This is a genomic window from uncultured Legionella sp. (genome assembly GCF_937871865.1).
Lineage (GTDB): Bacteria > Pseudomonadota > Gammaproteobacteria > Legionellales > Legionellaceae > Legionella.
The window spans coordinates 1-6,930 of sequence record NZ_CALMPD010000270.1 but is presented as its reverse complement, the minus strand read 5'-3'; the positions used below and the strand labels follow the sequence as shown (position 1 = coordinate 6,930).

Genomic DNA, 6,930 nt, shown 5'->3' with positions numbered 1-6,930 from the left:
CTTTATTTCTATTAAGCACTCAAATTTCTTCAACGTGCCCACACAGTTTGTCTTCAAATTTTTAAAGAACGAATGCCCGAACGGCAAAGTTATGTTTGTTAATGGAAGCAGCTTACAGCTACTTAGAACAGGTTATGGTTAAAAAGGAAAGAACACATCGAGTGATTAACATTTCTGTTAAATACCGTATGCCATGTAAATAATGTACTACATGGTTAAATATGTGTCAAATAATTTTCCATAATTTTTGTTGCATTCTTTTCCGAAAAAAAGAGATTTTTTCGTATGTATTTATAAATTAACACATAATATATCGATAGCTGCATCCAGATTTCCTTTTCATGACTTATTCGTCGGGAAATCTGGAGTGCAGGGGTATTTTAATTATTAACCTTATTCGGCAAAGTAGGGCAACTGTATTCTGCGGTGACATTATTCTCAGAATCTACTGCTCGTAACAATACTGGAAATTTCCATAAATAATGCAGGTGTTTTAGCACATCAGCGGTTGTATTGCCCATAGGGATTCTATTTTGTTGAGTATAACGCAAAGTCAAGGAGCGATCGCCTTGCAAATCAACTGAATAGACTTGAATATCCGGTTCAAAATAGCTTAAATTATATTGCTGCGACAATGCCTCTCTGATTTGCTGATATCCAGGCTCATTATGGATTGCATGTACATACAGTTCAGGACTGCGATCATCATCGACAATATGGAATAATTTTAAATCACGTATTAATTTAGGCGACAAATACTGGGCAATAAAACTTTCATCTTTATAATTTCTCATGGCAGTGTCCAGACTGGTTAGCCAGTCGGTGTTTGCCAGATAAGGGAACCATTTTTTATCTTCATCCGTTGGGTTTTCGCAGATCCGTTTGATGTCTTGCATCATGTGGTAACCCAAGGTATATGGATTTATGCCATTGAAATAGGGACTGTTATAAGCCGGTTGCATGATCACGTTAGTATGACTTTGTAATATTTCTAACATGAATTCATCTGTGACTAAGCCTTCATCATATAAAGCATGCAATATAGTGTAATGCCAAAAACAGGCCCATCCTTCGTTCATAACTTTAGTTTGGCCTTGCGGGTAAAAATACTGAGCCAATTTTCTCACTATTCGTACAATCTCTCTTTGCCAAGGCTCTAAAAGAGGGGCATTCTTTTCTATGAAATATAAAATATTTTCTTGTGGTTCTTCTGGGAAACGTTTTTTATGCCCGTTTTCATCGACTTGTTTGCTGTGTGGGATGGTACGCCATAGCTCATTTACTTGAGATTGCATGTAACTTTCCCGGTTTTGCTGGCGTATCTTTTCTTCCTGAATGGAAAGCGCTGTGGGATGTTTGTATCTATCAACGCCATAATTCATCAGAGAATGACAGGCGTCAAGTATTGCCTCCACTTCATCAATACCGTAGCGCTCTTCACAATCACTGATGTATTTTTTAGCAAACACCAGGTAGTCAATAATGGCATCAGCTGATGTCCACATTTTAAATAAATAATTGTTTTTAAAAAAAGAATTATGGCCATAGCACGCATGAGCAATAACCAGGGCTTGCATCGCCATGGTATTTTCTTCCATGAGATAGGATATGCAGGGATTAGAGTTAATAACCAACTCATAGGCTAGTCCCATTTGGCCTCTTTTGTAACTTTTCTCGACACCGACAAAATGTTTGCCGAAGGACCAATGATGATATCCTATGGGCATGCCGACAGAGGCGTATGCATCCATCATTTGTTCTGCAGTAATAATTTCAATCTGGTTCGGATAGGTATCCAGGTTAAAACTTTTGGCGATGCGCGCAATTTCGCGGTCATAAGCCTGTATTAACTCGAAGGTCCATTCTGCACCAGTAGATAAAGGCTTTTTTTTCATGCCGTTTTCCTTTTAAATAATTCGCGAAAGACAGGATAAATATCAGCTACATTATCAATATTTTCCATAGCAAAGTTAGGATAACGCTCTTTAACTTGTTGATACACTTCCCATAAGCTTTGATGATGTCTGGGCATTATTTCTATATAAGCAAAATATTGCAGTAGAGGCATTATTTTTTCCTGGAGTAATTCCTGGCAGTAGGGGGAGTCTGCGTTCCAGTTATCACCATCAGAAGCTTGAGCAACATAAATGTTCCAGGCTTGAGGTGGGTAACGTGCTTCTATAATCGCGCTCAGTAATTCTAAAGCACTGGACACTACTGTGCCTCCTGTTTCGCGTGAATAAAAGAACTCTTCTTCATTCACTTCTTTTGCCGAAGTATGATGACGTATGAATACCAGCTCAATTTTTTCATAGTTTTTTGTCAGGAACATATAGAGCAGGATAAAAAAACGTTTTGCTATGTCTTTTTTGGCCTCGTCCATAGAACCGGATACGTCCATAACACAAAACATAACGGCCTGAGTCGAGGGGGCTGCAATGCGCACTCGATGATTGTAACGAAGATCAATGGTGTCTATAAAAGGAACGGTGCGAATCTTTTTTTTCAAGAACTCAATATCTCGTTCCAGCGTTAAAATAGTGACCGTATCTGAACTGTTAAGCGCTTGAAGACGGGCTAACTCTTCTTCTGCTCTTTTTAATTGCCTTTTATAAGGGGAGGCTAGGGCAACCCGACGACCGGTGGCTTGCTTCATTGAACGCAATATATTGATATTATTAGGTATTCCACTGGTACTCACACCTGCTCGGACGGTTTTATAAGTGCTTATTCGCGCCAATTCTTTTTTAATTAAATCAGGCAACTCCAAGTCTTCAAAATAGAGCTCCAGAAATTCTTCTCGTGATAATTCAAAAACGAAATTGTCCTCGCCTTCACCGCTATTACTGGCATTGCCTCCCTCTCCGCCAGAGCCGCCGCCATTAGGCCTTTTAATCCGGTCACCAGTGATGAAATTATCATTGCCTGGCAGAACTCGTTCAACATGGCCGCCCTGACCACGATGAAAGCTAGGTTCTGATATATCTTTCGCGGGGATAGTTATTTGTTCGCCCTGGTCTATTTCTGTAATGCTGCGTTTACCTACCGCATCAGAAACAGCCCGTTTAATTTGATTTTTATAGCGGCGCAAAAAGCGTTGGCGGTTAACCGTACTTTTTTTGCCGGCATTTTGTCGTCTATCAATCAGTTGCGACATAATAATTTGCTCCACACACCTTGCACAGGGAAGGTTTATTTTGGTCAGGATGGCATGAGATGCATACTTGGGCCATGTGTTATGGTTTATAACACATGGCCCTAACCCTGACTGTTTCCATAATATTCAAGTTATAATTTGATCATTATTGTGATTTACGTACTCTTAAGTACCATTCACAAAGTAACCGAACTTGCTTACGTGTGTAGCCTTTTTCTACCATGCGAGAGATAAATTCCTCATGCTTTTTCTTATCGTCTTCTGATGCTTTGGCATTGAAGGAAATAACCGGTAATAAATCTTCGGTATTAGTGAACATTTTTTTCTCAATGACCGATTTTAATTTCTCATAACTATTCCAAACCGGATTTTTTCCTCTGTTATTGGCTCGGGCTCTTAAGACGAAATTAACCACTTCATTTCGGAAGTCTTTGGGATTGGATATCCCGGCTGGTTTTTCAATCTTTTCCAATTCGAGATTTAATAAACCGCGATCGAATATCTCGCCGGTATCGGGATCTCGGTAATCTTGATCCTGGATCCAGAAATCTGCGTAAGTAATGTAACGATCAAATATATTCTGTCCATATTCTGAATAGGATTCGAGATACGCTGTTTGGATCTCTTTGCCTATAAATTCCACATATTTGGTTGCCAGATATTCTTTGATAAAGCTCAGATAATTTTCATGAACTTCTTGTGGAAATTGTTCTTGCTCAATCTGGCGTTCCAGTACGTACATCAAATGCACAGGGTTTGCTGCAATTTCACTGTGATCGAAGTTGAATACTTTAGACAGTATTTTAAAGGCAAAACGGGTAGATATGCCGCTCATGCCTTCATCAACTCCAGCAAAATCTCGATATTCCTGATACGATTTTGCCTTAGGATCAGTGTCTTTTAAACTTTCGCCATTATACACCCGCATTTTTGAGTATATGCTTGAGTTCTGAGGCTCTTTCAAACGGGTTAATACGGAAAATTGCGCCAACATGTCCAAAGTGCCTGGTGCGCAATGAGCTTTAGCTAAAGAGCTGTTATCAATTAATTTTTGATAAATTTTTGTTTCTTCGGACACGCGCAGACAATAAGGAACCTTAACGATGTTGATTCGATCAATGAAGGCTTCATTATTTTTATTGTTTCTAAAAGTCTGCCATTCAGATTCGTTAGAGTGAGCAAGGATAATACCTTCAAATGGTATAGCCGATAAGCCTTCGGTGGCGTTGTAATTACCTTCCTGAGTGGCTGTTAACAGGGGATGAAGCACTTTTATTGGTGCTTTGAACATCTCAACAAACTCTAAAAGACCTCGGTTGGCTCTGCATAAACCGCCAGAGTAGCTGTAGGCATCAGCATCATCCTGGGAAAACTCTTCCAATTTCCGAATATCTACTTTACCTACTAAGGACGAAATATCCTGATTGTTTTCATCCCCAGGTTCTGTTTTGGCAACAGCAATTTGTTTCAAACGAGAAGGTTTGACTTTAATGACTCTGAATTGGCTTATATCGCCATTAAATTCCTGCAAACGCTTCACTGCCCATGGTGACATTAAATAACGCAAATAACGAGTGGGGATACCGAAACGCTCATTCAATAATTCACCATCCTCCTGAGGATTAAACAAGGAAAGGGGGGATTCGAATACGGGTGAGCCTTTGATGGCATAAAAGGGCGTTTTTTCCATTAAATCTTTTAATTTTTCCGCAATGGATGATTTACCGCCACCAACAGGACCCAAAAGATAAAGTACCTGTTTGGTTTCTTCCAGTCCCTGAGCTGCATGCTTTAAAAATCCTACAATCTGCTCTATTGGCTCTTCCATGCCATAAAATTCTTTAAATACAGAGTATTGATGAATGATTTTATTTGAAAAAATACGCGATAAAATGGGATCATGACGCGTATCAACGAGCTCTGGTTCACCTATCGCCATCAGTAATCGTTCTGCTGGGTTGGCATATGCGGATGGATCTGTTTTACATAGTTCCAGGTATTCGTCCAGACTCATATCTTCTTCTTTGTTTTCCACAAAGCGCTTGGTATAGCCCGCTAAAAAATCTTGTGTGTTCATCTGCCGTCCCCTTTTACTTATCCCTGATCAAGGATATACGTGATTCTTTATTATTATTTTTGCATTTTTTTCTCATCGCTGGTAAAACCAACAAAGTACTTCTTTTATTTCTTATTATAGTAGACTAAACAAATTAAATTTATACATAAATCAACAAACTATATGTTTTTTTTATAGGAATGCAATGACTATGCCAGAAGACACTACCATTTACTTGAAAAATTACCAAGCCCCTACTTTTGCAGTAGACACTGTAGAGTTAAGTTTTGATTTATATGATGACCATGCTTTAGTAAAAAGTACACTAAAATTAATTCGTCAGCATGAAGGTGCTTTATTTTTATACGGCGATGAGCTGGAACTTGTCAGTTTGCATATTAATGGTGTGGCATTAGAGCCATCTGCCTATAAAATACAAGAAGATGGGTTGGTTATTGATAAGTGTCCCGATGAGATGACTCTTCTCATTGTAACCCGCATCCAGCCGCAAAATAACACTCAATTATCAGGGCTTTACCGTTCTAATCATTTGTTTTGTACTCAATGTGAAGCAGAAGGATTCAGACGTATTACTTATTTTCCAGACCGGCCAGATGTCTTAGCAACCTACACCACCAGAATATCTGCTGATAAAAAAAGCTATCCGGTTTTATTGTCTAATGGCAATTTGATCGACAGCGGGGCTACAAAAGATGGACGTCACTGGGTTGTATGGCAGGATCCTTTTAAGAAACCTTCTTATTTATTTGCATTAGTTGCCGGAAATTTGGCGTGCATCCGTGATGAATTTATTACTTGTTCGGGACGAGCGGTTGATTTGCGTATCTATGTCGAACCGGGTAACGAAGATAAATGTGCCCATGCCATGGAGTCGCTGAAAAAATCAATGCGTTGGGATGAAGAAGTTTATGGGCGCGAATATGATCTGGATATCTTTATGATCGTAGCAGTGAGTGATTTCAATATGGGGGCGATGGAAAACAAAGGATTAAATATTTTTAATTCCAAGTATATTCTTGCCCGACCTGACACGGCAACTGATCAGGATTTTGCTGATGTTGAAGGGGTTGTGGCTCATGAATATTTCCACAATTGGACTGGAAATAGAGTGACTTGCCGCGATTGGTTTCAATTGAGCTTAAAAGAGGGATTGACTGTATTTCGTGATCAGGAGTTCTCCCGTGACATGAATTCCCGAGATGTAAACCGCATCACGGACGTTAAAGCATTACGGAGCCAACAGTTTCCCGAAGATGCTGGCAGTATGGCACATCCCGTACGGCCAGAGTCTTATCAGGAAATAAATAATTTTTATACAGCAACTATCTACAATAAAGGTGCCGAAGTTATCCGTATGCAACATACCTTGCTCGGTAAAGAGCGGTACAGACGCGGTATGGATCTTTATTTTAAACGACATGATGGCCAGGCAGTGACTATTGATGATTTTGTTGCTGCAATGGAGGATGCTAATGCGGTTGATCTGAGGCAATTTAAACGGTGGTACAGTCAGGCAGGAACTCCGGAAGTGTTTGTTACATCGGACTATGCTAATGGCCGATTGACCTTGACCATGCGGCAGGAATGTCAGCCTACACCAGACTGTCATGATAAAGAGCCATTTCATATCCCCATTCGCATTGCTTTGTTTGATTCAAAAGGTCAGATGATGGCAATTGATAAAGATATTCTTGAA

General features: G+C 39.6%; 4 protein-coding genes. 1 reads left to right on the top strand and 3 read right to left on the bottom strand.

Going from position 1 to position 6,930, the window contains the following annotated elements; all coding sequences use genetic code 11:
* Positions 1–380: 380 nt before the first annotated feature.
* From Q0495_RS14495 to Q0495_RS14485, 3 genes are all read right to left on the bottom strand, one after another.
* A complete protein-coding gene (locus Q0495_RS14495; RefSeq protein WP_298627562.1) occupies positions 381–1,895 on the bottom strand; it encodes a SpoVR family protein in 1,515 nt (504 codons plus the stop codon).
* The gene (locus Q0495_RS14490) at positions 1,892–3,157 is read right to left on the bottom strand and encodes a YeaH/YhbH family protein (RefSeq protein ID WP_298627560.1); all 1,266 of its coding nucleotides are present in this window, start codon (positions 3,155–3,157) and stop codon (positions 1,892–1,894) included. Before Q0495_RS14490 ends, Q0495_RS14495 begins: the two co-directional genes overlap by 4 nt.
* Before the next feature lie 145 nt (positions 3,158–3,302).
* On the bottom strand, positions 3,303–5,234 hold the full coding sequence (locus tag Q0495_RS14485) for a PrkA family serine protein kinase (RefSeq protein ID WP_298627558.1): 1,932 nt from the start codon (positions 5,232–5,234) through the stop codon (positions 3,303–3,305).
* A gap of 190 nt (positions 5,235–5,424) precedes the next feature.
* Between Q0495_RS14485 and pepN the strand changes: the two genes are divergently transcribed.
* Positions 5,425–6,930: aminopeptidase N (pepN, locus tag Q0495_RS14480; RefSeq protein ID WP_298627564.1), on the top strand; the 1,506-nt coding region annotated here is incomplete at its 3' end.

What these genes read in the sequence shown, in the direction of transcription:
- Q0495_RS14495 (WP_298627562.1), bottom strand. Translation starts at nt 1,895, where the DNA reads ATGAAAAAAAAGCCTTTATCTACTGGTGCAGAATGGACCTTCGAGTTA.
- Q0495_RS14490 (WP_298627560.1), bottom strand. Translation starts at nt 3,157, where the DNA reads ATGTCGCAACTGATTGATAGACGACAAAATGCCGGCAAAAAAAGTACG.
- Q0495_RS14485 (WP_298627558.1), bottom strand. Translation starts at nt 5,234, where the DNA reads ATGAACACACAAGATTTTTTAGCGGGCTATACCAAGCGCTTTGTGGAA.